Below are 25785 nucleotides of genomic sequence, written 5' to 3'. Positions count from 1 at the left end.
CAGAGATCCAGAGAACGCACCGCATGTCCACCGAAGCCGCCCGCCCCAAGACCCTGCAGGAACTGCGCAGCCAGCGCTGGTTCGCGAGCGACGACATCCGCGGCTTCGCGCACCGCCAGCGCATGCAGCAGCAGGGGCTCGCGCGCGAGGAGTTCATGGGCCGGCCGGTCATCGGCATCGTCAACACCTGGAGCGAGCTCTCGCCGTGCCATGCGCACCTGCGCGAGCGTGCCGAGTCCGTCAAGCGCGGCGTACTGCAGGCCGGCGGTTATCCGCTCGAGCTGCCCGCGCTGAGTCTGGGCGAAGTGATGGTCAAGCCCACGACCATGATCTACCGCAACCTGCTCGCCATCGAATGCGAGGAGCTGCTGCGCAGCCTGCCGATCGACGGCGTGGTGCTGATGGGCGGCTGCGACAAGACCACGCCCGGCCTGGTCATGGGCGCGCTCTCGATGGACATCCCCGCCATCTTCCTGCCCGCCGGTCCGATGATGAACGACCGCTACAAGGGCCAGGCCGTGGGCGCGGGCACGCACACCAAGAAGTTCTGGGCCGAACGCACCCTCGGCAATATCGACGAGGCCGAATGGATCCGCCTCGAGGCGCGCATGACGCGCACGCCCGGCACCTGCAACACCATGGGCACGGCCAGCACCATGACCGCCATCGCCGAGGCCATGGGCCTGTCGCTGCCCGGCGCCATGAGCATCCCGGCCGTCGACTCCGAGCACAGCCGCATGGCCTGGCGCTGCGGCGAGCGCATCGTCTCGATGGTGTGGGAAGACCTGAAGCCCTCGCGCATCGTCACCAAGGCATCGTTCCTCAACGCCGTGGCCGCCTACATGGCGCTCGGGGGCTCGACCAATGCGGCGGTGCACCTGCCCGCGATGGCGGGGCGCGCAGGCATCGAGCTGAACATCGACGAGCTCGACGCGGTCGCGCGGCGCGTGCCCGTCATCGCCAACCTCTATCCGTCGGGCGAGAAGCTGATGGAAGACTTCCACTATGCCGGCGGCCTGCCCGCCGTGCTCAACAGGATCGCGGCGCACCTGGACCTGTCGGCGCGCACCGTCACGGGCCGCACGCTCGGCGAGGACATCGCGGGCTGGCCCGCGGAGGACGACGGCACCATCCTCGACCCCGCTGCGCCGCTCAAGCAGGGCACGCCCGAGTGCCCCGAGGCCGGCATTGCGCTGGCCGTGCTGCGCGGCAACCTGTGCCCCGACGGCGCGGTCATCAAGCCTTCGGCCGCCACGCCCGAGCTGCTGCGCCACATCGGCCGCGCGCTGGTGTTCGACTCGAACGCCGAGATGCTCGCGGCCATGGCCGACGAAGCGCTCGACTGCGATGCCTCGACCGTGCTGGTGCTGCGCAACGGCGGCCCGGTCGGCGGGCCCGGCATGCCCGAGTGGGGCAACCTGCCGATCCCGAAGAAGCTGCTGCGGCAGGGCGTGCGCGACATGCTGCGCATTTCCGATTCGCGCATGAGCGGCACGCATTACGGCACCTGCGTGCTGCACGTCTCGCCGGAGTCGGCCGTGGGCGGGCCGCTGGCGCTGCTCAGGACCGGCGACACGATCCGCCTCGACATCGGCGAGCGGCGCCTCGACATGCTCGTGCCCGACGAGGAACTGGCCGAGCGCCGCAAACAGTGGACGCCACCCGCACCGGCCTACGCGCGCGGCTACACGAGGATCTTCCAGCACGAGGTGACGCAGGCGCACCTGGGCTGCGACTTCGCGAGCCTGGCGGGCAATGCGCCCACGCCCGAGCCGCCGATCTACTGAAAAAAAGCCCCCGCGCCTTGTGCGCGGCGCACCGGAATCGGCACACCCGTTCGGGGACAATACGGCCTGCGACATTCGGGCCCGACGCGGCCTCTCGACGATTTTCATTTCCGGTGCAAGCGATTCTTTCCGAAGCCGGCCCCGTGCTGGTCTTCATGGCCTGCGTGGCGCTGGCCACTTACGCGCAGAACCTCACGGGGTTCGCATTCAGCCTCATCCTGCTCGGCCTGGTGTCGGTGTTCCACATCGCCAGCGTCGGCGACACGGCCAACGCCGCCACGGTGCTGAGCCTGATCAATGCATGGACCTATTTCCGCGCGCGGCCCGGCGTCGTGCCGTGGCGGCTGATGAAGCCCGCGCTCAACGGCAGCACGGTGGGCGTGATCGCGGGGCTCATGCTGCTCACATGGCTCAGCGGCGGGGCGGTGAACTGGCTGCGCGGCCTGCTGGGCGTGTCGATCCTGGGCTGCGCGCTGCTGCTGGTGCTGCAGGGCCGGCCGCAGGCCGCGGTGTCGGGCCGCACGAGCTTTGCCGTCATCGGCGGGCTCTCGGGCGTGCTGGGCGGGCTGTTCTCGAGCTCGGGACCGCCCATCGTCTTCCACATGTACCGCCAGCCGCTGGAGCGCGAACTGGTGCGCCGCGCGCTGCTGCTGATGTTCGCGTTCAATTCGCTGGTGCGGCTGGTGATCGTGCTGCCCACGGGCCACTTCTCGTGGCGCGCCGCGCTGCTCGCCGCCTGCGCGATGCCGGTGGTCTACGGCGTGACGCGGCTGCACCACCGGCTGCCCAACAAGCTGCAGCCGCGCACCCTCAAATGGCTGGTGGGCGGGCTGCTGGCCGCGGCGGGTTCGACGCTGGTCGCGAGCGCGTGGCTGGCGATCGCGCAGGCCTGATGCCTGGGCTCAGGCGTAGGCCGCGCAGAGTTCGCCCTCGGCCGTCATGGCATCGAAGGCGCTGTAGTCGGCCTGCCAGGCGTTGCCCGCGCGCAGCGTGAGCGCTTCGAGCTGTGCGAGCGTGGCGCTGCCTTCGCGGCGCAGCTGCTCGGCGCAGCGCTCGAGGTCGGGAAAGTGCTGCAGCGCCTGCCACCACACGGCGCGGCCCGCCAGGAAGCCGTGGGCGCCGGCGGCGTAGGCGTATTCCATCACGCGCAGGAACTGCGGCGGCGTCACGCCCGCCGACAGCATCACCCAGGGAATGTTCGCCCCCTTGCAGATCGCGCCCATCTGGTCGAACCAGGCCTGCGCGGCCTGTGGCGCGGCACTGCCGTCGCGCGCGGGCAGCGTGGCGCCGGGCAGCGGGCTCTCGAGCTTGAAGAGATCGACGCCATACTTCGGCTTGGCGAACTCGCGTACGCTCTCGATCACCAGCTCGGGCATCTTCTCGGGCGACTCGATGTAGTCGACGGTGTGGCGTTCGCTCCTGGGAAAGGGATAGACCAGCAGCTCGAGCACCAGCGGAATGTCCCACTGGCGGCATTCCTCGCCGATCTTCTGCACATAGGCTTGCTGGTGCGCGAGCACCTCGGGTTCGGCATCGGGGCGGTACCAGGCCAGCACCTTCACGCCGTCGCCGCCGGCGCGCTTGATCTTTTCCACGCTCCAGTCGTCGATCGAATGCGAGAGTCGGCCGCCCGGGGTGTCGCGGAAGCGGTGGTCCTCGAGCGTGACCACCAGGCCGGTGTGCGCGGGCAGCTTCTGCAGCGCCGCGGGGAAGGCGTAGTTCGGGTCGAACAGCATGGCGCTGGCGTGCGCACCGAGGGTGTCGACCAGCGTGCGCTTGACAGCCACCATGTCGGCAAAGCTCACGTCGGCGGGTGCGATGCCGCGCTTGGTGCCGATCAGCTGCGCGATCGGCGGGCGCTGGTCGAGCGCGACCATGGTGAAGTGGCCCTGGGGCGTGGCCATGCGGCGCAGGCCCCATTTTTTGCCGAGGTGGAGGGGGGGCGTTGTCATGAGGGGGATCACTCCTTGATGGAATCGACGAGGGACATCGCGGTGGCGAAGTCGGGCACCCCGGCGCGTCCGCCGGGTCGTGTGCACTTGATGGCCGCCACCGCGGCGGAGAACTGGAAGGCGCGGGGCACGGGCCAGCCGGCGCCGAGCGCGAAGGCCAACGCACCGTGGAAGACGTCGCCGGCGCCGGTGGTGTCGACGGGTTCCACCGCGAAGGCGGGCAGGGCGTGCAGCCCTTGGGCATCGGCCCAGCGCAGGCCGCGCTCGCCGAGCGTGACGGCCGCGAGGCGGCAGCCGCGCGAGAGCGCGAAATTCAACTGCTCCTCGACCGTGCGTGCGCCGGTGGCATAGCCTGCAAGGCCGGGCTCGGAGAACACGGCGTGGTCGGTGTGCGGCAGCAGCATGTCGAAGACGGCGGCATCGGCCACGTCGCCGTCAAGCACGGTGGGCAGGCCGCGCGTGCGCGCTGCGCCGAAGAGCGCGAGCGCGCCTTCGGGCCAGCGTGGATCGGCCAGCACGGCGTCGGTCGCGGCCAGTGCGTCGAGCGGCAGCCAGGCCGGATCGGCCGGCAGGCCGGCGCCGCGAAAATTCACGATCATGCGTTCGCCGCGCGCATCGACCACGATGCCGGAAAGCGACGAGCGTGCGCCCTCGAACAGCCTGAAGCGCGACACCTCGACACCCAGCGCGGCGAGCTGCGCCTTCATCTCGTGGCCCGCACTGTCCAAGCCGGCGCGGCCCCAGAACTGTACCGATGCGCCGAGCTTCGCGGCCGCCGCGGCGGCATTCGCCGCCATGCCGCCGCCGCCCTCGCGCACATCGTTTGCGCGGGTCTTGCCGCCGCCCTGCGGCAGGGTGTCGACCTGCCAGGTGATGTCGAGCGCGGACAGGCCGAGGCAGATCACGCGCGGGGCGGGGCGTTCCACGGGACTCACCTCAGCACCTCAGCACCGCACCGTCGTTCTTGTCGAACAGGTGGCACTTGTCCATGTCGAAATCCAGCGTGATGGTGTCGCGCGGGCGCACCTGCAGCTCGGGCGCCACGCGCGCCACGTGGCGCTGGCCGGCGCGGTCGAAGTACACCAGCGTGTCGGAGCCCAGCGGCTCGACCACGCTGACCTGCACGCGCAGGCCCGGTGCGTTGCCGGGCAGCACCCGCATGTGCTCGGGCCGCACGCCCAGCACGGCAGGGCCGGTCACGCCGCCGCAGCGCGGCGGCATCGGGAACCGCACGCCCTCGTCCATGCGCACATTGGTGCCTTCGGCGTTCACGTCGAAGAAATTCATCGTCGGCGAGCCGATGAAGCCGGCCACGAACTGGTTCGCGGGCGACTTGTAGACCTCTTCGGGCGTGCCGAACTGCTGCACCACGCCGGCCTTCAGCACCACGATGCGGTCGGCCATGGTCATGGCCTCGACCTGGTCGTGGGTGACGAAGATCATGGTGGTCTTGAGCTGCTGCGACAGCGCCTTGATCTCGGTGCGCACCTCGCCGCGCAGCTTGGCGTCGAGGTTCGACAGCGGCTCGTCGAACAGGAACACCTTCGGGTTGCGCACCATCGCGCGGCCCATGGCCACGCGCTGGCGCTGGCCGCCCGACAGCGCCTTGGGCTTGCGGTCGAGGTACGGTTCGATGCGCAGCATGCCGGCCGCGCGGTCGACGCGGCGCGCGATCTCGTCCTTGGGCGTGTTGCGCATCTCCAGGCCGAAGCCCATGTTGTCGCGCACCGTCATGTGCGGGTAGAGCGCGTAGTCCTGGAACACCATGGCGATGTCTCGCTGGGCCGGCGCCACGTCGTTCACGCGCCTGTCGCCGATGTAGAGCTCGCCGCCGTCGATGGGCTCGAGCCCGGCAATGATGCGCAGCAAGGTCGACTTGCCGCAGCCCGAGGGGCCGACGAAGACGACGAACTCCTCGTCGCGGATCTCCAGGTCGAGCGAGGGAATCACGGCCACGTCGCCGAAGCGCTTGACCAGGCCGTTCATGCGGATGGCTGCCATGCCGGTGCGTCCTCAGGCAAACGCCAGCAGCGGCTTGACGAGCTCGCCCGCCACGAAGCGGCCGAACATCTCGGGCAGCCGGTCGAGGCCGAACTGCGCATCCACCAGCTTGCGGTAGCGCGCCTTCTCGCCACGCAGCAGTTCCACGTTGAGCGCGAAGTCGCTTTTCGGGAAGTAGAAGGTGCGCACCATGTAGAAGTCCTTGCGGCGGATGGCCTTGTTCTCCTGCACCGGCCAGGGCTTGTCGCTCTCGCCGATGAGGATGAGCACGCCGCGCGGCAGCACGATCTCCATGCCCAGACTGCGCGCGGCATGCGCGCCGCTGCACTCCACGATGAGCTTGAAGCGCTTGCTCGCGTCGCCCACCGGATGCCGCCTGGCGCCGAACGATTCGGCCAGCTGCAGCCGCTCTTCCTTCAGGTCGGACACGTACACGTCGGTGTAGCCCATGTTCTGCAGGGCGATCAGCGCGCCGATGCCCACCGGGCCCGCGCCCGTCACGAGCACCGCTCCCGTGGTTTCGGGCGGCACCAGCGGCTTCACGAAACGGATGCCGTGCGCGGCGGTGCCGATGGTGTCCAGCAGCAGCGGCGCGAGCTCGTCCTCGATGTCGTCGGGCACGGGCAGCAGGCACTGCTCGGGCACCGCGAGGTACTCGGCATAGCCGCCCGGCCGGTTCCAGCCGACCAGCACCGATTCGTTCAGGCACATCTGCGTGTCGCCCGCGCGGCACGCGTCGCAATGGCCGCAGTGCACGGGGATGTAGACCAGGCAGCGCCTGCCGTCGAGCGCATGGCCCGGCTGCTGCACCACGCCGAAGATCTCGTGGCCCGGCGTGAAGCCGGCGCCGCTGAACCACAGCTTGGTGTCCGAGCCGCACAGCGCGGTGCGCCGCACGCGCAGCAGCACTTCGCCCGCCGACGGCACCGGCATGGGCGCCTCGCCGATGGTGATGCGCCGGTCGCCATGAAAAATCGCAGCTTGCATGAGGAGTCTCCTAACCTTTGACGGCGCCCATCGCCAGGCCCGATACGAGCCTGCGCTGGACGATGAATGCGAGGACGAGCGGCGGCAGCGCGATCAGGGAAGCCGCCGCCATCAGCGCGCCCCAGTTGGACGCGCCCTCGCCGATGAAGTTGAACGACGCCGCAATCAGCGTCTTGGTGTCGCCGTTCGACAGCACGAGCGCGAACAGGAAGTAGTTCCACGAGAACACGAAGGACAGGATCGACGCCACCACCACGCCCGGCATCACCAGCGGCAGCGCGATGCGGCGCAGGATGCGCGGCACGCTGCAGCCGTCGACCTGCGCGCTTTCGAGCACGCTGCGCGGAATGTTGTCGAAGAAGGGCAGCAGCACCCAGATCACGATCGGCATCGTGATGGCCGCATGGGTGAGGATCAGCGCCCAGTAGCTGCCGATCATTCCGGCTTCGCGGAACATCACGTACCAGGGCAGCAGGAACAGCGTGCCCGGTGCCATGCGCGCCAGCAGCGTGACGGTGGCGGGCCAGGTGATGCGCGTCCACGAGACCGCGAAGGCGGCCGGGATGCCCAGCAGCAGCCCGATGGCGGTCGAGCCCACGGTGATCACCGTGCTGTTCCAGGTGTAGTGCAGGAACGGCGTGGTGCCGAAGAGCGTGCGGTAGTTCTCCAGCGTGGGCGAGAACAGCAGCTTGGGCGGGTAGGCCGTCACCTCGGCCGAGGGCTTGAAGGACGAGAGCACCATCCACGCGATGGGCAGCAGGATCAAGAGCGCCACGAAGGCGATCTGCAGCAGGTTCAGGCGTTGCACCAGCTTGTCGTTCATGGCGTGGCCTCCTTCACCAGGCCACGCGCCTGCGCGCCTGCGTCAGCACCATCACCGCGCCCAGCACGATGGCCGACAGCGTGATCATCAGGGCGCTCGAATAGCCGATCTCGAACAGCTCGAAGCCCTTGCGGAAACCGTAGATGTTGAGCGTGTTCGAGGCGTTGCCCGGCCCGCCCTGCGTGGTGATGTAGATGATGTCGAAGAAGCGCAGCAGGTCCACGCTGCGCAGGATCGCGGCCGTGACCAGCGTGGGCGCGAGCAGCGGCAGCGTGATGCGCCAGAAGGTCTTCCAGCGCGAGGCGCCGTCGATCTGCGCGGCCTCGTACACGTTCGGCGGCAGCGACTGCAGGCCGCCCAGCACGATCAGCGCCACGTAGGGCGTCCACTGCCAGGTGTCGATCATCGCCACGGTGGGGATCACCCACACGGGCGAGGCCAGCCAGTCGGAGCGCGGCAGGCCCGCGGCCGTCAGCAGGTAGTTGGCGGCGCCGATGGAAGGGTCGAGCACCACCAGCCACATCATGCCGACCACCACCGGCGGCAGCACGAAGGGCGAGATCATCAGCGTGCGCACGATGCCCGACAGCTTCTTCGAGCCGTGCAGCAGCAGCGCGATCCAGGTGCCGAGCACGAGCTGCAGCACCAGCGAGAGCAGGTACAGCACGAGCGTGATCTTCAGCCCGTTCCAGAACTCGCCGTCGCCCGCCATCTCGACGTAGTTCATGCCAAAGTTGAGCTTGGGCTTGCCGCCGAAGCTGTACTCGTGCAGGCTGAACCACACGGTGTAGGCGAAGGGAAAGGCGATCATCGCGGTCGTGAAGATCACGGCCGGCAGCGAGAGAAACGCGAGCTGGCCGCGTGTGCCGATCGACTGGCTCATGCATTCACCCCGCGAGAAAGCCGCCGTCGACCGCGAGCACGGTCCCGGTCACGTAGTGCGCCGCCGGCGAGGCCAGGTAGACGGCGCTGCCCGCGATGTCGTCCGGCTGCGCCCACTGGCCCAGCGGAATGCGCGCGCGGATGCGCTCGTAGTGCGCCGTGTCCTGGCGGCCGGCCGCGTTGATGGCGGTCTCGACATAGCCCGGCGCGATGGCGTTCACGCGCACGCGCTTGTCGGCCCAGGCGAGCGCGAGCGACTTGGTCAGCATCACGACGCCGCCCTTGCTCGCGCAATAGGCCGGGATGAACGGCAGCGCGACGAAGGCATTCATCGATGCCACGTTGACGATGCTGCCCTTGCTTTCTTCCAGCAGCGGCAGGCAGGCATTGCACAGGCGGAAGGTGCCGGTGAGGTTGACGTCCAGCACGCGCTGGAAGGTCTGGATCTCGAACTCCTTGAAGCGCGCCAGGATGCCCGCGCAGTTGACCAGCGTGCCGAGGCCGTCGAGACCGCCCGCAATGGCCGCGACCTGGGCGTCGTCGGTCACGTCGAGCGTGCGCAGCGCCAGGCGCGGCTGCGGCGCCAGCGAACTGGCCGCGAGCGCCGCCTCGTCGACGCCCGTGGCCGTGACGCTGCAGCCCATCTCGAGGAAGGCGCGCGAGATGGCGGCGCCGATGTCGCCGGCGCCACCGACCACCAGCACGCGGTGGCCTGCGGGGAAGTCGAACACGGCCATCCGTCAGTCCTTGGCGATGAGCGCGTCGAGCTGCTTGTCGGCGTCCGCGCAGGCCTGCGCGGGCGTCTTCTGGCCCAGCAGGAGTTCGGTCGCGGCCTGCCCGATGAACTCGCGCGAAGCCGGATTGGCGACGATGGGATAGCCCACCTCGGAGGTGCCGGTGCGGGCCAGTTCGTTGACCGCCGCCACCCATTCGGCGCGCACCGGCTGCTCGTCCGTCCAGGCCTTGTAGCCGGGTGACTTCGCAACGGCCGCGCGCGGCGGCGCCACGCCGTCGAGCGCCAGCTTGGCCTGGGTGGCGGGGCTGGTGGCCCACTGCACGAAGTACCAGGCGGCTTCCTTGTTCTTGCTGTGCGCCGATACCGACATGGTCCAGCCGATGACGGTCGGATGCGAACCGCCGGGGCCCGCGGGCAGGACCGCAACGGCGGTGTCCTTCAGGCGTGCCCCGCCGTCCATCACGTTGCGCAGCTCGTTCGACGACTCGAAGGCCATCGCCGCCTTGCCTTCGCGGTAGAGCGAGGAGATTTGATAGAAGCTGTAGTTCACGACGCCCGGCGGGCCGTAGTCCTTCAGCAGCTTGGCGTACAGCGCCAGCGAGGCCTGGCCTTCCTTGCTGCACAGCTGCGACTTGCCGTCCTTCATGTACTGGCCGCCCATGTTGTGCAGGAACACGCTGTAGGTGAAGGGCAGGGCGGGCTTGAGGCCGCGCGACACGAAGGGCGTGACGCCGGGCTCGCAGCTCTTGAGCTTGGCCGCCACGGCCTCGAGCTCGGGCAGGCTCCTGGGCAGCGTCACGCCGCACTTCTGGAACAGGTCCTTGCGGTAGTACAGCACCGGCCCCTCGACGTTCATCGGGATGCCCGTGAGCTGCTTGTCGTAGGTGGCGTCCTTGAGCATGCCGGCGCTCAGGTCCGCGAAGTCGTAGTCCTTGGCGCTGGCGGTCTTCACCAGCTCCGAAAGGTCGGCATACCAGCCGGCCTTGGCGAACTGCATGCCCTCGCGCGAAGGCAGCGACATGAACACGTCGACCTCGTCGCTGCGCGAGTTCATCACCGTGACCAGGCGCTGGCGCATCTGCTGCTCCTGGTAGGAGTCGACCTTCAGCGTCATGCCCGTCTGCTGCTCGAAATCGGCCTTGTACTTGAGCAGCGCGTTGGCCACCGGGTTGTTGTTGGCAAGGAAGGTCAGGGTCTTGCCCTGGTGCTTCTTCCAGTTGAAATCCTGCGCGAAGGCGGCGCCCGCACACGACGCCGCCACGAGCAGCGCGACGGCACGCATGGGAAAGCGAACGCTGGGGCGAGTGCCCGGACGGGGAAAGGCCTGGCTCATTTTCTGTCTCCTGTGACGTGTCAAAGGCGGGTCATCAAGGCGAGAGATTCGTCATGTAACCGTTTACAAAATTATCGGAATCGACCCCGTCGATGTCAACGCGAAAAAGACGTCTATGGAGATGAATTGGTAGGGGATTTCCCTGGAAATCGGCTGTAAACGGCTACGTATCGTTTCCTGTAAACTGTTTCATCATGAAGCCGAAATCCGTAGGAATCCGCGACGTCGCGAAGCACGTGGGCGTCTCGACGGCCTCGATTTCGCGCACCCTCAACAACCCCGAGTCGGTGAGCCCCGAACTGCGCATGCGCATCGACGCGGCCATCGCCGAACTGGGCTACATCCCCGATGCGGCGGCGCGCGCGCTGTCGTCGCGCCGCACGCGCACCATCGGCGCGATCATTCCCACGGTGGACAACGCCATGTTCGCGCGCGGCATCGAGGCATTGCAGAGCTACCTGTCGCTGCAGGGCTACCTGCTGCTGCTGTCGACCAGCGGCTACGACCCCGAGACCGAGGCACGGCAGGCGCAGAACATGGTGAGCCGCGGCATCGACGGGCTCATCCTGCGCGGCGACATGCACACCGATGCGCTGCGCCGGCTGCTTGCGTCGCAGCGCATTCCCTTCGTCAACGTGGGCGTGTACCACCCCGACAAGCCGTATGCCTCGGTCGGCGGCAACAACGAGGCCGCCGCCTACCGCGCCTGCCGCTACCTGATCGAACTCGGCCATACGCGCATCGGCATGGTGGCGGCGATCTCGTCCAACAACGACCGGGCCACGGCCCGCGTGTCGGGGGTGCGGCGCGCGCTGGCGGAGAGCGGACTTTCGCTGAAGCCCGAGTGGTACATCGAGGTGCCCTACCACCTGGACGATGCGCGCCAGGGTGCGCGGTCGCTGCTGTCGTCGCCGCGCGAAGGCTGGCCCACGGCGGTGGTCTGCGGCAACGACGTGATCGCCTACGGCGTGCTGCTGGAGGCCGAGCGCCGCGGGCTCAACGTGCCCGACGACCTGTCGGTGATGGGCTTCGACGATCTCGAATGGAGCCGCCACCTGCGCCCCAGCCTGACGACCATGCACGTGCCCACCGACGAGGTCTGGACGCGTGCCGGGGAGTACCTGGTCCGGTCGCTGTCGGGCCGCGCGGCCGCGCTGCACCATGAGGTCGATGTGTCGCTGGTGGTGCGCGAATCGACGTCGCGGCCCCGGCCGGACGGGGGCCTGAAGGCCCGCTGAAGCGCCCGCGCCGCGAAGCCGGCGGGCGCCCGATTTCCATTCACGCGCGCATGGGCGCGCGGCTTCTGTCGTTGTTGGCCGTGACGAACTTGGCGAGCAGCTTCATGAAATCGTGGCGCTCCTGCTCGCTCATGGTGCTGAACAGCGCGTCCTGCATCTGGGCCATGGCCGGCACCGTCTGCGCGAGCAGCTCGGTGCCCGCGGCGGTCAGGCGCAGTTCGCGCTGGCCGCGTGCCAGCACCTGGCGCGTGATCCATCCCTTGGTCTCCAGGCGCGCGGCAATGTCGGCGGCGGTGGAGGTGTCGAGCGCCACCTGCTGCGCGAGCGTGACCTGGTCGATGCCCGGCTTCTTCTGCAAGGTGCGCAGGATCGCGTACTGGACCGGCGTGATGTCGCGCCCCAGCTTCTCATGGAACACCGAGACCGCGATCTGGTGGGCCCGGCGAATCAGGTGGCCCGGCTGGTCGTTGATGTCGATCTCGGCGGCGTCGGAAGTGGGGCTGGGCATGGATGTCGAAAGCTGAATCGGGTCTCCGGCGGCAAGGGCGGAACCCGCGATTCTAGGGGGTCGACCCGCCGTGCGGGCCGCTACAGATCGAGCACCAGCATTGCCGAGCGCGAGCGCGAGCAGCACGGGGTGAACTGGTCGTTGGCGGCCTGTTCTTCCGGCGTCAGGTACATGTCCTTGTGGTCCGGCTCGCCTTCCAGCACGCGCGTGAGGCAGGTGCCGCACACGCCCTGTTCGCAGGAGGTCGCCACCTCGACGCCCGCCTCGGCAAGCGCCTGCACCACCGTGCGGTCCTTGGGAACCTTGACGATGCGCCCCGAGCTCGCCAGCTTGACCTCGAACGCCGCGTCGCTGTCCGAGGCGGCGATCTCGGCCGAGAAGAACTCGTAGTGCAGCTGGTCGGCCGGCCAGCCGGCGGTACGCGCGGCATCCAGCACCCAGTCCATGAAGCCCTTCGGGCCGCAGACGTACAGGTGCACGCCCGGCTGCGGCGTGCCGATGGCCTGGGGCAGCGACAGCTTCTGTGCTGCGTCGCCGTCGTCGAAGTGGAACTGCACCTGCGAGGCGAACGCGGACTGCGCGATGCGCCCGGCAAAGGCGGTGCGCTCGCGCGAGCGCGTGCAGTAGTGCATCTCGAAAGGCGCCGCGCTCAGTGCCAGCCGCTCGGCCATGCACAGGATCGGCGTCACGCCGATGCCGCCCGCGATCAGCACGCTGCGCGCGGCCGCATGGGCCAGCGGGAAATGGTTCTTCGGTGCGCTGATGCGCAGCAGGCTGCCCTCCTGCACCAGCTCGTGCATGGCCTGCGAGCCGCCGCGCGACGAGGGATCGCGCAGCACGCCGATCAGGTAGCGGTGGCTCTCCTGCGGATCGTTGCACAGCGAGTATTGGCGCGTGAGGCCGTTCGGCAGGTGCACGTCGATGTGCGAGCCGGCCGAGAACGCCGGCAAGGCGTGGCCATCGACGTGCACCAGCTCGAAGGTGCAGATGTCCAGCGCCTCCGCATGCTTGCGGGCGACGCGCACATTGAGTTCGGAGGCGTTCATGCCGCACCTGCCGTAGTCGCCGGGGCCTGGCTTTCCTGCGCGATCAGGCGCTCCAGCACGCGGCGCGATTGCACGCCGCCCGAGTCGATGTTGAGCTTCAGCAGCGCGCGGTCCGGATGGGCGAGCAGGTTGCGCTGCTGCGATTCGAGCATCTCCAGGTCTTCGCTGAAGATCTTGCCCTGGCCTTCGCGGATCGATGCGGTCAGCGCCTTGTCGTGCGGCTGGAAGTTGCGCGCCATGCCCCAGAAGTACCAGTGCGAGGTCTCGGTCTCGGGCGTGATGAAGTCCACCACGATGCTCGACACCTTGTGCGCCGGATCGGCGTGGTAGCCGCCCTTGCCGGCGTGGGCGACGCCCACTTCGATCAGCACATGGCTCGGCGGCGTGAAGCGGCAGATCTGCCAGCGGTCGACCGGCACGTCGTCGGCCAGGTGGTTGCCGCGCAGCGCCATGCGCCAGAAGGGCGGCGCCGAGATGTTCTCCATGAAGCGGCTGGTCGTGACCTGGTCGCCTTCGGTCTTGGTGGTGGTGGGCGTCTCGTCGATTTCCTTCTGGCCGATGCTGGTCGAGTGCACGTAGGTCTCGTGCGTCAGGTCCATCAGGTTGTCGATCATCAGGCGGTAGTCGCAGTGGATGTGGAACAGGCCGCCGCCGTAGGCCCAGTCGGGGCTTTCGGCCCATTCGAGGTGATGCAGCTTGGCCGGGTCGGCCAGAGCGGGGTCGCCGGGCCAGATCCAGACGAAGCCGTAGCGCTCGATGACGGGGAAGGAGCGGATCGCGGGGAAGCCGCGCACGCGTTGTCCGGGCATGGCGACCGTCTTGCCGTCGCAGCCCATCTCCAGGCCGTGGTAGCCGCACACCAGCTTGCCCTCGACCACCCGGCCCAGGGACAGGGGCGCGCCGCGGTGCGGGCAGAAGTCCTCCAGCGCCGTGGCCTTGCCTTCGGCGGCGCGGTACAGCACGAGGTTCTCCCCGCAGATCTTGCGGCCCAGGGGCTTGTCGTCGATTTCGTTGCCGGTGCAGGCCACGTACCAGGTGTTTTTCGGGAACATGTAGCTCTCCTTCGGATGGCTGGGTTGGAACGAGGGATCAGTGGACGGCGGCCACGCGGCCGGCCGGCTGCGCCGCGGCGCTGCGGCGCAGCGCGAGGACGGCAGCCATCGCTGCCACCAGTGGCAGCGCGTAGGCGTAGTAGAGATGCGGCGGCTGCCAGCCGCGGTCGAGCAGCATCCCGGCGATGAGCGGCGCGAGGATGGCGCCGATGCGGCCGATGCCGATCGCCCATCCCATGCCGGTCGTGCGCACGGCGGCCGGATAGATCACCGGTGCGAAGGCATAGAGCCCGGCCATCGAGCCGAAGATGAATCCGCCGATCAGGAAGGCGATCGCGAACGACGCGCCCAGGTGGCCGGTGGCCGCGCCGAACGCGGCCATGGCCAGCGCCGTGATGGCGAGGCTGGCGGCCGTCAGGCGCCCGAGGTCCAGCCGCGCGACCAGCAGCCCGAACAGGCTGCCCCCGACGATGCCGCCGATGTTCAGCAGCACGCCGCCGGTGATGCCTTCCCGCGCCGACAGCCCTGCCGAAACCAGCAGCTTCGGCGTCCAGCTGAGCGCGAAGTAGAAGCCGAACATCAGCAGGAAGAATGCGGCCCACAGCAGCAGTGTCGAGCGCGCCAGGCCTGCGTTGAACAGGCTCGCCACCGTGGAGGCGGAGCGCTCGCCGGCCGGCGGCAGCGGAGGGAGTTCGGCCAGTGCCGGACGCCCCATCTGGCGCAGCAGCGCGTTGAGCTTGCGCAGCGCGCCGGCGGGACGCCTGGAGACGAGGAAGTCGACCGATTCGGGCAGGCGCCACAGCACCAGCGGAATCATCAGCGCCGTGGCAAGGCCGCCGAAGAGGAAGACCGAACGCCAGCCGTAGCGCTCCAGCAGCACGGCGGCGATGCTGCCGCCGATGGTCGCGCCGATCGGATAGCCGGTCGCCTGCAGGGCCACCGCGGTGCTGCGCCACTTGTTCGATGCGTATTCGGAGGTGATGACGCCCACGCTGGCCAGCATGCCGCCGATGCCCAGGCCGGTGAGCGCGCGCAGCGCGGCCAGCTGCATGCTGCTCCGGGACAGCGCCGACAGCCCCATGCCGAGCGCGATCACCACCAGGCACAGCAGGATGACGGCTTGGCGTCCGAAGCGATCGGCCAGCGGCGCGAGGAACAGCGAGCCGGCGGCCATGCCGAACAGGCCGGCACTGAACAGCACGCCGAGCTGAGCGCCGCCGAGCTTCCATTCGGCCGACACGCTGGCGGCGGTGAAGGCCATGACCAGCACGTCGAAGCCGTCGAGCATGATCAGCGTGATGCAGATCGTGATGGCGCTCCACTGGAAGCGGCTCATGGGGCCTTCATCGAAGGTCTTGCGTAGATCGTGGGTCAATGTGTCTCCTTGTGCAGGGCAGCCAAGTACATTGCTGGCGCTCCTTGATTCAGTACACTGAATGACAATCAGTGTACTGAATCATCCCGCGTGGAATCAAGAGCTCATCGACTGGGGTTTACCCTTGGCTGAAGCGGCGGGCCCGCGGGGTCACGCAGGCACAGGCTGCACCGTCGGTGCGCACACCCGGTTGCGCCCGCCCGTCTTGGCCGCGTACAGCGCCTTGTCGGCGGCCCGGATCAGCTCCTTGGGCTGGCCCGCCTTCCCGGCCGCGGGGCTCAGCGCATCCACGCCCGCGCTCAGCGTCACGAACCCGTCGGCAGAGCCGGCGTGCTCGATCTTGAGGTCGCGCACGGCGCTGCGGATGCGTTCGGCCAGCATCACGGCGCCCGCCACGTCGGTGTTCGGCAGCAGCACCGCGAGTTCCTCTCCGCCATAGCGCGCCGCCAGATCTCCCGGACGCCGCGACGCGACGCGGGCGATGGTGCGGCCGATGGTCTGCAGGCACTCGTCGCCTGCCGCGTGGCCGTAGATGTCGTTGTACTGCTTGAAGCAATCCACATCCATCATGATCAGGGCCAGCGTGCTCGCCGTGCGCGCCGCGCGGCTGTATTCGCTGTCCAGCGCCACGTCGAACTGCCTGCGGTTCGCGAGCCCGGTCAGGCCGTCTTCCATGGCCAGGGTGTTGAGGGTCTTGTTGAGCGTTTCCAGCGCATCGCGCGCCTGCCGCAGCTCGGCCTCGGTGCGGGTCTGGAGCTGGAACTGCCGCACCAGCCGCCACCCGATGAAGCCGACGATCAAGGTCAGCAGAAGAACGCCGCCCGAATGCCAAAGCATTTCGCGCCACCAGTTGGCCAGGATCTCGTCCTTGGACAGCGCCGCGGAAACGAACAGCGGATAGTTGGCCAGGCGCCGGAAGCTGTTCAACCGCGTCACGCCGTCCTGCGCCGACTTGATGAAAGCCATTCCGACCGGCCCTTGCGCGGTGTAGGCGCGGAAGAGCTCGGTTTCCTGCATGTTCCGGCCCACCATGTCGGGGCTGTAGGGCCGGCGCGTCATCATGGTTCCGTTTTCGAGCACCAGCGCGACGGCGCCGGCCTGGCCGATGTCCAGGCTGTCGTAGAACCTGGAGAAGAACTCGACGTGGATCGTTGCGAGCGCCACGCCGGCAAAGCTGCCATCCGCATGGTTGATGCGCCGCGAAACCGGAACCAGCAGCCGGCCGCTGGTGCGGCTGTGCACCGGAATGCCGATGTGCGGTCCGCGGTCCACGTGCGTTCGGTGATAGACGAAATACTCCCGGCCTGCGTTGTTGAGGTTTTCCGGCGGCGTGGAACGGGAGTTCGCAACCCAGTTGCCGTCCTTGTCGTAGATGTGCAGGCCGTCGAGCTGCGGCAGTTCAGCGACCCGCATGGACAGCACACGGCGAAGCCGGGCCACGCTGGCCGGATCGGTGCCGTCCTGCTCGACGCGTTCGACCATGCCGACCAGCACCGTATCGGCCTTCTTGATGGCGTCGTCGGCCTGCTGCGCCATGGCGCGCGCGAGGTTCGACGCGGCCACGTTCATCTGCTGGAGCTGGTCGGCGCGGGACTCCCAGCTGTTCCAGAAGTCGATCGCCAGCAGGCTGAGGCAGACGACGGCCACGAAAGCCATGGTCCGGGCGGTGATGGAGGGTCCGCGAAGCACTACGCGCTTTCAGGGCAAAGAAGCATGGCGGCGGAAGGGGGAATGATGGGGTGGCTCGCCGGAGGCGAATGCGGCCCCAATGTATCCGAAGGCGAGGCCCCGCGCATCCGGCCGCCGCTTGGTTGCGCGCGTCAGCCGGGCGGCAGCTGGCGCAGCTTGCGATAGAGCGTGTTCCGGCTGATCCCCAGGCGGCGCGCGGCTTCGGAGAGATTTCCGGCGCACGACTGCATCGCCTGCGACACCGCGCGTGCCGAGACGGCCTTCAGGTCCGCTGCGCCGCCGGTGGGCATCGCGGGCGCCGTGGGCTCCTCCGCGGAAATGCCGCGCAGTTCGTCGGCCAGGTCGTCGGGCAGGTGCCACCAGTCGATCTGCGCCTCGTGTTCGCCCAGCAGGGCGCAGGCGGTGTGCAGCGCGCTGTTCAGCTGGCGCAAATTGCCGGGCCAGCGGTAGCGCGACATGGCCAGCGCGAGCTCGGGCGCCAGCCGCAGCTCGCGCCCGGGCTCGATGCCGCGCAGCATCTGCGCGACCAGGTGCGGCAGGTCCTGCCGTTCGTGCAGCGCCGGCAGCTGGAGCGACAGGCCGTTGAGCCGGTAGTACAGGTCTTCGCGGAAGCGCCCGGCCTCGATCTCGCGGCGCAGGTTGCGGTGTGTCGCGCACACCAGGCGGAAGTCCACCGCCATCGGCTTGCCGCCGCCCAGCGGCGTCACCTGCCGGTCCTGCAGCACGCGCAGCAGCCGTGCCTGCAGTGCGAGCGGCATGTCGCCGATCTCGTCGAGCAGCAGCGTGCCGCCGTGCGCCTCGCGAATGCGGCCGGCTGCGCCGTCGCGGCTCGCGCCGGTGAAGGCGCCGGGCCGGTAGCCGAAGAGCTCGGCCTCGATCAGCTGCTCCGGCAGCGCGGCGCAGTTGACCGCAACGAACGGCCCGTCCCGGCGCGTTCCGCTCGCATGCAGCGCCCGCGCGAACACTTCCTTGCCGACGCCGGAGGCGCCCAGCAGCAGCCAGGAGATCGGCTTGTCGAGCACCCGCCGGGCGCGCTCGACGGCGGCTTGCATGGCCGGGTCGCCGGTGTCCAGCGCGGCCAGCGCGTCGGCGTGTGTTTTTTCCGCCGCACGCGGCGCCGGGGCCGCGCCGGGCGAGGACGTGAGCACATGGCGGCCAGCCTCCACGCGCAGCCAGAGCGCGCTGCCGTCGTGCCGGCGCACCGTGCGTGGCGCGCCGCCCGGCTGGCGGCACCAGGCCATCAGCGTCGTCATATCCAGCTGCAGCAGCTGCTCGACGGCGGCGGCGCCCACGTCGGCGCGGGACAGGCCCAGCATGGCGAGCGCGGCCGCATTCGCGCCCATCAGCCGGCCGTCGTCCGACAGCGCCAGCAGGCCCTCGGCCACGCTGCCGATGCCCTCGGGCTGCAGATGCAGGCGCAGCCGCAGGTCGGCGGCGTGGCGCGTGTCGAACAGCTTCTGCTCGACCGTGCGCACCGCCAGCCGCACCAGCGCCAGCGCATGGCGGTGGTGGCCGCGGTGGTCGCCCGAGATGTCGAGCACACCCAGCACGCGGCCGTCGGGGCCGGTGATCGGCGCGGCCGTGCAGGTGAGAAAGCCGTTGCGGTCGAGGTAGTGCTCGCCGGCATGCACCACCAGCGGCGCCGCGTCGGCCAGCGCGGTGCCGATGGCATTGGTGCCGCGCCAGCGTTCATGCCAGTTGGCGCCGGGTCGCAGCGCCACGCGCTGTGCGCGGTCCGCGAAATTCGCATCGCCCATGGCCTCCAGCAGCATGCCCTGTGCGTCGGCAAGGATCACCAGGCTGTCGGTGTCGCGCATCTGCTCGAACAGGAACTCCATCACCGGCCGCGCATGGGAGGCCAGTTCGCGCTGCTGCTCGAGCGCGCGTGCCAGCTGCGCCGCGGAGGCATGGGGCGCGCCTGGCGCGCGGCCGGCCGGTGCCAGGCCGAAGCCGCGGCTGCGCTCCCAGCTTCGGCGCAACGCGGCATCGATCAGGCCGTCGGCCACCTCGCCGGTGGTGGTCAGCTGGCGGCGCGCCTCGCGCAGGCGCGAGCCCGGCGTGCGCGCGGCGACGTGGTGTGAAGTCGTCTGCATCTCGGTTGTCTCCAATAGGGCCTCTCCGGGCCCTGGTGTCACGGCATCGAACGTTCGAGCATGAATGCGGCGGTGCACTGTTCCGTTTCGTGACAGCTGCTCAGCGCGGCACGCTCTGCTGCGCAGTCTGGCGTAAGAAACTGACCCGGTTCTTGCGCCAGATCAGAGCATTCGCGCCCAAGAGGGGGTGGCATGGCGTGTGCAATGCAGCACGCGGGACCGCGCGGCATCCGGCTTGCGCGGTCGCCTTCCACCCCTTACCCGACGGAGACAAGAGACCATGCAATACGCCAGCCCCAACACCCCCGGTGCAAAGATCGACTTCAAGCCGGCCTACGACAACTTCATCAACGGCAAGTTCGTGCCGCCGGTGAAGGGCCAGTACTTCGATGTGATCACGCCGATCACCGGCAAGCCCTACACGCGCGCCGCCCGCTCGGGTGCCGAAGACATCGAGCTCGCACTCGACGCGGCCCATGCCGCCGCCAGCCAATGGGGCCGCACCTCGCCGGCCGAGCGTGCCAACGTGCTGCTGAAGATCGCCGACCGCCTGGAGCAGAACCTCGAACTGCTCGCCTATGCGGAAACCGTGGACAACGGCAAGCCCATCCGCGAGACGCTCAACGCCGACATTCCGCTGACCATCGACCACTTCCGCTACTTCGCCGGCTGCCTGCGCGCACAGGAAGGCGCACTGAGCGAGATCGACGAGAACACCATCGCCTACCACTTCCACGAGCCGCTGGGCGTGGTGGGGCTGATCATTCCGTGGAACTTCCCGATCCTGATGGCCGCATGGAAGCTCGCGCCCGCGCTTGCCGCCGGCAACTGCGTCGTGCTCAAGCCCGCCGAATCCACGCCGGTGAGCGTCATGGTGATGGCCGAGCTGCTGGCCGACCTGCTGCCGCCCGGCGTGCTCAACATCGTGAACGGCTACGGCCGCGAAGCCGGCATGGCGCTGGCGGGCAGCAAGCGCATCGCGAAGATCGCCTTCACGGGTTCCACCGCCACCGGCCGCGTCATCGCGCAGGCCGCGGCCGGCAACCTGATTCCGGCCACGCTGGAGCTCGGCGGCAAGAGCCCCAACATCTTCTTCGAGGACATCGCCGACGCGGACGACGACTTCTTCGACAAGGCCATCGAAGGCCTGGTGCTGTTCGCGTTCAACCAGGGCGAGGTCTGCACCTGCCCGTCGCGCGCGCTGATCCAGGAGTCGATCTACGACAAGTTCATGGCGCGCGCGCTCGAGCGCATCAAGGCCATCAAGCAGGGCCATCCGCTCGACACCGACACCATGATGGGCGCCCAGGCCTCGGCCATGCAGATGGACAAGATCATGAGCTACCTCGCGCTCGGCAAGGAAGAGGGCGCGCAGTGCCTGACCGGCGGCGGCCGCGCGCAGCTCGGCGGCGAACTCTCCGGCGGCTACTACATCGAGCCCACGCTGTTCAAAGGCCACAACAAGATGCGCATCTTCCAGGAAGAGATCTTCGGCCCCGTGCTCGCGATCGCGACCTTCAAGACCGAGGCCGAGGCGCTGGAGATTGCCAACGACACGCCCTACGGCCTGGGCGCCGGCGTGTGGACGCGCAACGGCAGCACCGCCTACCGCATGGGCCGCGCCATCCAGGCCGGCCGCGTCTGGACCAACTGCTACCACGCCTACCCGGCGCACGCCACCTTCGGCGGCTACAAGGAATCGGGCATCGGCCGCGAAACGCACAAGATGATGCTCGACCACTACCAGCAGACCAAGAACCTGCTGGTGAGCTATTCGCCCAAGAAGCTCGGGTTCTTCTGACGGCACGGCGGCGCCCGACGAAGATGACGGCGCTGTAATCCAGCCGACGGGAAACCGTCGGACTGGATCGCTAGAGTGGCATGCATGCCCGTCGAATACGGACAGGCATTGCCGCTCTATCTACAATCTCCGCATGCACCGGGTTCGCCTCTTTGTCCTCTGGATCGTGATGTTTGCCGTGCCCTTCCAGGCGTACGCGGCGGCAGCCATGGTCTTTTGCGGGCCGGGCCATGAGGGTGCTGCCTTGGCGGTTGCGGCAACCGCCGCGCCGGCCGCAGCGCATCGGCATGCCCAGCAGGCGCATGGCGATGGGCATGCAGACCATCACCACCACGAAGCCGCCGCGCAGGACGCTGGGCCATCCGCCGGCGATCACAGCGCCGGCGCCGACACCCACGCGTCGCCCGATGGAATGCACAAGTGCGGCACCTGCGGCGCCTGCCATGCCACCGCACTCACCAGCACGCTGGAACTGATCGTGTTCCAGGGCCTTCCGCGCGCCGACCTGACCGAGCCCGCCACCACGGTGGCCACGGTCGCGCCGCGCCTCCTCGACAAACCTCCTCGCGCCTGAAGCGTTCGTGCGCCTGCGCGCGCCCGGTCATCGGGCCGCCGCAGCACGGCAGCGAACGCGCATGCATCGCCTGCGTCATGCCCCTCCGGGTGCCGTGACGCATTCCGTTCATGACCATGCGAGGTTTCCATGTTCCATTCATTGCCGGCCCGTTGGCTGGCTGTCTTTCCAGCCGTGGCGGCCGCGCTCGCCGCCGCGGCCCAGCCGGCGTCCGTCCCATCGGCTGACGAAGGCGCCGCCGGCGCGCCCACCGCCCTGAGCTACCGGTCCGCGTTCGAGGGCTACCGGCCCTTCACCGACGACAAGCCCATTCCGTGGAAGCAGGCCAACGAGACCGTCCGCCAGCGCGGCGGTTGGAAGGCCTATGCCGAGGAGGCCGCGGGTGGCAGCGCCTCCGATGCGCCGGCCGCGCACCAGGGGCACACGATGCCGATGCCTCCCTCGAAAAAGGAGCAGAAGCCATGAAGCGCGCCGTGCGCCTCACGGCCCTCGCGGCGGCGGCCGTCTTGCTGGCCGGCTGCGCCTCGGTCGGCATCGACGACGCGCTGCAGGACACCAACACCCAGGCCGGGCAGTTCACCGGCGGCAAGCTCGAGCTCAGCCGCACGCAGGAGCAGCGCGACCGCCGCGTCGCGCTCGCGCAGGAGCTGCTGTCCAGGCCGCTGTCGCAAAGCGACGCGGTGCAGCTCGCGCTCACCAACAGCCCCGCGGTGCAGGCCCTGGTCGCGCAGAGCTGGGGCGACATCGCCGCGGCCAACCAGTCGAGCCGGCTGCCCAACCCGGTCTTCACCTTCGAGCGCATGCGCCTGAACAGCGAACTCGAGATCGGGCGGCTGCTGTCCTTCGGCCTCGTGGACCTCCTCCTGCTGCCGCAGCGCCTGTCGATCTCGCGCAGCCAATCGAGCCAGGCCAAGGTGCAGCTCACCGGCGCGGTGGTCGACCAGGTCACGCAGGTGCGGCAGGCCTGGGTCCGCGCCGTCGCTGCGCAACAGTTGCTGCAGTACGCCGAGCAGGTCAACCGCTCGGCGCAGGCCAGCGCGGAACTCGCGCGGCGTATGCAGCAGATCGGCAACTTCAGCAAGCTGCAGCGCGCGCGCCAGCAGGTCTTCTATGCCGACGCGACCACGCAGCTGGCATCGGCGCAGCACGCCGCCACCGCCGCGCGCGAGGAGCTCGTGCGCGCCCTGGGTCTCGATGATGTGCAGGCCGCCAGGCTGGCCTTGCCCGAGCGGCTGCCCGATCTGCCCAAGGCGCCGCGCGAGGCCAAGGAAGTGGCCGCCACCGCGACCGAGCAGCGCCTCGACGTGCAGCTCGCGCGCGCCCAGCTCGACGTGGCGGGCAAGTCGCAGGGCATCAACCTGCTGTCGACCTTCGTCGACGTGGAGGTCGGCGGCCGGCGCGACACCGTGTTCGACAACGCCGAAGGCACCCGGAGCACGCGGCGCGGCTTCGAGCTCGACATCCGGCTGCCGCTGTTCGACTGGGGCTCGGCGCAGCGCGACGCGTTGAATGCGCAGTCGCTGGCCGCGGCCAACCGCTACGACGCCACCGTGCGTGGCGCTTCGTCGCAGTTGCGCGAAGGCTACTCGGCCTACCGCACCGCCTACGACATCGCGCGGCACTACCGCGACGAGATCGTGCCGCTGCGCCAGGCCATGGCCGACGAGAACGTGCTTCGCTACAACGGCATGCTGATCGGCGTCTTCGAGCTGCTGGCCGAGGCGCGCGACCAGATCGCCAGCGTGAGCAACGCCATCAACGCCCAGCAGCAGTTCTGGCTGGCCGATGCCGCGCTGGCGGCCTCGGTGATCGGCAAGCCCACGGCCATGGGCGCCCCGACCGCCAGCGCGGGGGGCGAAGCCGCCTCCGCCGGCGCCGCCCATTGAATGCGCCACCCGCACTCACCAACGATTCGAACGACATGACAAACAGACGCAATTTCCTCGGCGGCGCCGGTGCCATCACCGGCGCCCTCGCGGCCGCGAGCGTGAGCAAGGTGGCGATGGCCGCGCTGCCCGAGCCCGTGACCCAGACCACGCCCAACACCATGCCGCCGCTCATGCCATCCAGCGGACGGCCCTACAACCCCGTGGTCACGCTCAACGGCTGGACGCTGCCCTGGCGCATGAACAACGGCGTGAAGGAATTCCACCTGGTGGCCGAGCCCGTGGTGCGCGAGATGGCCCCCGGCTTCAAGGCCAACCTGTGGGGCTACAACGGCCAGTCGCCCGGCCCGACCATCGAGGTGGTCGAAGGCGACCGGGTGCGCATCTTCGTGACCAACAAGCTGCCCGAGCACACCAGCGTGCACTGGCACGGCCAGCGCCTGCCCAACGGCATGGACGGTGTCACCGGCCTGACCCAGCCGGCGATCCGCCCGGGCAAGACCTTCGTCTACGAGTTCGTCGCGCGCCGGCCCGGCACCTTCATGTACCACCCGCATGCCGACGAGATGACGCAGATGGCCATGGGCATGATGGGCTTCTGGGTGACGCACCCCAAGGCCGAGCATCCGCTGATCGAGAAGGTCGACCGCGACTTCGTGTTCCTGCTCAACGCCTACGACGTCGAGCCCGGCAGCGCCACGCCCAAGATCATGACGATGCTGGACTTCAACCTGTGGTCCTGGAACAGCCGGATCTTCCCCGGCATCGACTCGCTCAACGTGCGGCTCAACGACAAGGTGCGCATCCGCATCGGCAACCTCACGATGACCAACCACCCGATGCACCTGCACGGGCACGAGTTCCTCGTCACCGGCACCGATGGCGGGCCGACCCCCAAGAGCACGCGCCAGTACGAAGTGACCACCGACGTGGCCGTCGGTCAGATGCGCCAGATCGAGTTCCTGGCCGACGAGGAGGGCGACTGGGCCTTCCACTGCCACAAGAGCCACCACACCATGAACGCGATGGGCCACGACGTGCCCACCCTCATCGGCCTGGACCACAAGGACGTCGCCAGGCAGATCACGAACCTGGTGCCCGACTACATGGTGATGGGCGAGCGCGGCATGGCCGACATGGGCGAGATGGAGATGCCCATTCCCGACAACACCGCGCGAATGATGACCGGCGAAGGGCCGTTCGGCTCGGTCGAGATGGGCGGCATGTTCAGCGTGGTCAAGGTGCGCAGGAACCAGAAGCCCGGCGACTACAGCAACCCCGGCTGGTTCAAGCATCCCAAGGGCACCGTGGCCTACGAGCTCGACGGCCCGCCACCGGAGACCTCGCGCCGGCGCGATGCCGGTGCGGCCGCGATGCCCGCGCAGAACATGCCTGCCAAGAACATCGAAGTCCAGATCCGCAAGCCCGGCAGCGGCCACACCGGCCACTGATTTTTCATTTCTCCTTTCTCTCTTCTTCCAACCTCCAACCTTCAGAAGGAATCCAACCATGAAGCACAACAACATCCTCCGCAGCACCGCCTTCGCCGCGCTCACCGCCCTGGCGGCCGCAGGCGCCTCCGCTGCCGGCAACCACGCCGGGGGCCATGGCCACGGCCACGGCGACGCCGAAGCGGCCATCGGCCAACCCGGCGTGGACGCCAAGGCCACGCGAACCATCAACGTCGACATGACCGACGGCATGCGCTTCACGCCCGCCGACATCAATGTGAAGCAGGGCGAGACCGTGCGCTTCGTCGTCAAGAACTCGGGCCAGCTGAAGCATGAGCTCGTGCTCGGCACCGAGAAGGAACTCAAGGAGCACTACGAAGCCATGAAGAAGAACCCCGAGATGGAACATGCCGAGCCCAACATGGTGACCCTGGCCGCGGGCAAGAGCGGCGAGATCGTGTGGCAGTTCACCAAGGCCGGCAAGGTCGACTTCGCATGCCTGCAGCCGGGCCACTACGACGCCGGCATGAAGGGCGCCGTCACCGTGGCCAAGACCGCTGCCGCCAAGTAA

At 68.9% G+C, this 25785-nt stretch carries 23 protein-coding genes; 9 read left to right on the top strand and 14 right to left on the bottom strand.

From position 1 onward, the window contains the following. Nucleotides 1-23: 23 nt before the first annotated feature. Both araD and ACAM54_RS29145 read left to right on the top strand, forming a co-directional pair. Nucleotides 24-1787, top strand: a complete 1764-nt coding sequence (gene araD, locus ACAM54_RS29150; protein ID WP_369651435.1) for an L-arabinonate dehydratase — start codon at nucleotides 24-26, stop codon at nucleotides 1785-1787. Nucleotides 1788-1900: 113 nt separating this feature from the next. Then, complete coding sequence (locus tag ACAM54_RS29145; RefSeq protein ID WP_369651436.1) at nucleotides 1901-2680, top strand: TSUP family transporter; 780 nt, start codon at nucleotides 1901-1903, stop codon at nucleotides 2678-2680. 9 nt (nucleotides 2681-2689) lie between these two features. Here ACAM54_RS29145 and ACAM54_RS29140 read toward each other — a convergent pair whose 3' ends face one another. From ACAM54_RS29140 to ACAM54_RS29105, 8 genes are read right to left on the bottom strand one after another with little or no spacing between them, the layout of a single operon-like run. Continuing rightward, nucleotides 2690-3739 carry a tagatose 1,6-diphosphate aldolase gene (locus ACAM54_RS29140; protein ID WP_192328072.1) on the bottom strand — a complete coding sequence of 350 codons (1050 nt, stop codon included), beginning with the start codon at nucleotides 3737-3739 and terminating at the stop codon, nucleotides 2690-2692. Between the two features lie 8 nt (nucleotides 3740-3747). Then, nucleotides 3748-4665, bottom strand: coding sequence for a PfkB family carbohydrate kinase (locus ACAM54_RS29135; RefSeq protein WP_369651437.1), 918 nt, complete (start codon nucleotides 4663-4665; stop codon nucleotides 3748-3750). Nucleotides 4666-4675: 10 nt separating this feature from the next. Next, the gene (locus ACAM54_RS29130) at nucleotides 4676-5740 is read right to left on the bottom strand and encodes an ABC transporter ATP-binding protein (RefSeq protein ID WP_369651438.1); all 1065 of its coding nucleotides are present in this window, start codon (nucleotides 5738-5740) and stop codon (nucleotides 4676-4678) included. A 12-nt stretch (nucleotides 5741-5752) separates the two neighbouring features. After that, nucleotides 5753-6727, bottom strand: a complete 975-nt coding sequence (locus ACAM54_RS29125; RefSeq protein WP_369651439.1) for an alcohol dehydrogenase catalytic domain-containing protein — start codon at nucleotides 6725-6727, stop codon at nucleotides 5753-5755. Nucleotides 6728-6737: 10 nt separating this feature from the next. Beyond that, nucleotides 6738-7550, bottom strand: a complete 813-nt coding sequence (locus ACAM54_RS29120; protein WP_145743935.1) for a carbohydrate ABC transporter permease — start codon at nucleotides 7548-7550, stop codon at nucleotides 6738-6740. A 13-nt stretch (nucleotides 7551-7563) separates the two neighbouring features. Beyond that, a complete protein-coding gene (locus tag ACAM54_RS29115) occupies nucleotides 7564-8433 on the bottom strand; it encodes a carbohydrate ABC transporter permease (RefSeq protein WP_192328079.1) in 870 nt (289 codons plus the stop codon). A 4-nt stretch (nucleotides 8434-8437) separates the two neighbouring features. Further along, nucleotides 8438-9169 (bottom strand): SDR family NAD(P)-dependent oxidoreductase, encoded by a 732-nt coding sequence (locus ACAM54_RS29110; RefSeq protein ID WP_369651440.1) that lies wholly within the window; start codon nucleotides 9167-9169, stop codon nucleotides 8438-8440. A gap of 3 nt (nucleotides 9170-9172) precedes the next feature. After that, nucleotides 9173-10450, bottom strand: a complete 1278-nt coding sequence (locus ACAM54_RS29105; RefSeq protein ID WP_369651441.1) for a sugar ABC transporter substrate-binding protein — start codon at nucleotides 10448-10450, stop codon at nucleotides 9173-9175. Nucleotides 10451-10695: 245 nt separating this feature from the next. Here ACAM54_RS29105 and ACAM54_RS29100 point away from each other — a divergent pair, with 245 nt between their 5' ends. Continuing rightward, nucleotides 10696-11739, top strand: coding sequence for a LacI family DNA-binding transcriptional regulator (locus ACAM54_RS29100; protein WP_369651442.1), 1044 nt, complete (start codon nucleotides 10696-10698; stop codon nucleotides 11737-11739). A gap of 40 nt (nucleotides 11740-11779) precedes the next feature. Here the strand turns inward: ACAM54_RS29100 and ACAM54_RS29095 are convergent, their stop codons facing one another. The 6 genes from ACAM54_RS29095 to ACAM54_RS29070 form a co-directional block, all read right to left on the bottom strand. Continuing rightward, nucleotides 11780-12247, bottom strand: coding sequence for a MarR family winged helix-turn-helix transcriptional regulator (locus ACAM54_RS29095; protein WP_145743946.1), 468 nt, complete (start codon nucleotides 12245-12247; stop codon nucleotides 11780-11782). Nucleotides 12248-12327: 80 nt separating this feature from the next. Continuing rightward, nucleotides 12328-13293 carry a PDR/VanB family oxidoreductase gene (locus ACAM54_RS29090; RefSeq protein ID WP_307697823.1) on the bottom strand — a complete coding sequence of 322 codons (966 nt, stop codon included), beginning with the start codon at nucleotides 13291-13293 and terminating at the stop codon, nucleotides 12328-12330. Next, entirely contained in the window at nucleotides 13290-14345 is a 1056-nt protein-coding gene (locus ACAM54_RS29085) for an aromatic ring-hydroxylating dioxygenase subunit alpha (RefSeq protein WP_145743950.1), read from the bottom strand. The genes ACAM54_RS29090 and ACAM54_RS29085 overlap by 4 nt, the downstream gene beginning before the upstream one ends. Nucleotides 14346-14382: 37 nt before the next feature. Next, nucleotides 14383-15720: an MFS transporter gene (locus ACAM54_RS29080; protein WP_369651443.1), complete on the bottom strand. Its 1338-nt coding sequence runs from the start codon at nucleotides 15718-15720 to the stop codon at nucleotides 14383-14385. A 150-nt stretch (nucleotides 15721-15870) separates the two neighbouring features. After that, complete coding sequence (locus ACAM54_RS29075) at nucleotides 15871-17376, bottom strand: sensor domain-containing diguanylate cyclase (protein WP_225613297.1); 1506 nt, start codon at nucleotides 17374-17376, stop codon at nucleotides 15871-15873. Nucleotides 17377-17540: 164 nt separating this feature from the next. Continuing rightward, nucleotides 17541-19502: a sigma-54-dependent Fis family transcriptional regulator gene (locus tag ACAM54_RS29070; protein ID WP_369651444.1), complete on the bottom strand. Its 1962-nt coding sequence runs from the start codon at nucleotides 19500-19502 to the stop codon at nucleotides 17541-17543. A 280-nt stretch (nucleotides 19503-19782) separates the two neighbouring features. On the opposite strand from ACAM54_RS29070, the gene adh reads away from it, so the two are divergent. The 6 genes from adh (at nucleotide 19783) to ACAM54_RS29040 (ending at nucleotide 25785) form a co-directional block, all read left to right on the top strand. Then, the gene (gene adh, locus ACAM54_RS29065) at nucleotides 19783-21303 is read left to right on the top strand and encodes an aldehyde dehydrogenase (protein WP_369651445.1); all 1521 of its coding nucleotides are present in this window, start codon (nucleotides 19783-19785) and stop codon (nucleotides 21301-21303) included. A gap of 133 nt (nucleotides 21304-21436) precedes the next feature. After that, on the top strand, nucleotides 21437-21877 hold the full coding sequence (locus tag ACAM54_RS29060; protein ID WP_369651446.1) for a hypothetical protein: 441 nt from the start codon (nucleotides 21437-21439) through the stop codon (nucleotides 21875-21877). Nucleotides 21878-22006: 129 nt separating this feature from the next. Continuing rightward, entirely contained in the window at nucleotides 22007-22342 is a 336-nt protein-coding gene (locus ACAM54_RS29055) for a hypothetical protein (RefSeq protein WP_369651447.1), read from the top strand. Beyond that, entirely contained in the window at nucleotides 22339-23763 is a 1425-nt protein-coding gene (locus ACAM54_RS29050) for a TolC family protein (RefSeq protein WP_369651448.1), read from the top strand. The genes ACAM54_RS29055 and ACAM54_RS29050 overlap by 4 nt, the downstream gene beginning before the upstream one ends. Nucleotides 23764-23798: 35 nt before the next feature. After that, on the top strand, nucleotides 23799-25214 hold the full coding sequence (locus tag ACAM54_RS29045) for a multicopper oxidase family protein (RefSeq protein WP_369651449.1): 1416 nt from the start codon (nucleotides 23799-23801) through the stop codon (nucleotides 25212-25214). 58 nt (nucleotides 25215-25272) lie between these two features. Beyond that, nucleotides 25273-25785, top strand: coding sequence for a plastocyanin/azurin family copper-binding protein (locus ACAM54_RS29040; protein WP_369651450.1), 513 nt, complete (start codon nucleotides 25273-25275; stop codon nucleotides 25783-25785).

It is taken from the genome of Variovorax sp. V93 (assembly GCF_041154485.1).
GTDB lineage: Bacteria > Pseudomonadota > Gammaproteobacteria > Burkholderiales > Burkholderiaceae_C > Variovorax > Variovorax beijingensis_A.
This window is presented reverse-complemented; position numbering and strand designations above follow the sequence as displayed.